Consider the following 539-nt stretch of genomic DNA (forward strand, 5'->3'; position numbering starts at 1 on the left):
ACTCGTTTAAGTCGATGCAAGCTGGCTTTAGCCCTCAATCTAGGGCTGCAAACTTTAAAGGTGCAGGAGTTTTAACGTTTGTAGTATCGGCGAGTATTGCTACCAGTGACCTAGTATTCAAAGATGATTACCACCTAGTGGATTGGTTTGGGAATGTTGGCTCTGACATGTTCAAATTTATGCTCCAAAGCGCAGTTGGTGAAGCCGCATTGTTTGCTGCTGCTGTCTTAGGTCAACCGATAATTATCGGTGCAATTGCTGTAACAGCGACATATCTTCTAATTGAATGGGCTTGGGGCGAATACAAAATTTCTCAAACGATAGTTGAAAGGTTAGAAGGTGCGATATAAAACTAAAATCCGTTTGGCTGGCTTTTTTTTTATTTCATTAATGTTGCTGTGTTGGCTTTCTCCTTCTTATGGGGTTTATCTGGATTACCTTGATCTATTGAATCGAGCCGATACTGGGCAAGTCTCCATTATTACTTTGTGGGTTCCTGTTGGTGTTTTTGGGGCTTTAGTGTGTGTGCTTTTTATGAC

Annotated in this window: 2 pseudogenes; both read left to right on the plus strand. The window is 41.4% G+C overall.

Going from position 1 to position 539, the window contains the following annotated elements:
• Positions 1–350 (plus strand): annotated as a pseudogene (locus R7E78_RS29925) (hypothetical protein); the annotation flags it as partial.
• Positions 340–539: pseudogene (locus R7E78_RS29930) on the plus strand (hypothetical protein); the annotation flags it as partial. The pseudogenes R7E78_RS29925 and R7E78_RS29930, both read left to right, overlap by 11 nt.

The sequence above is a fragment of the Vibrio sp. YT-19(2023) genome (assembly GCF_033337395.1).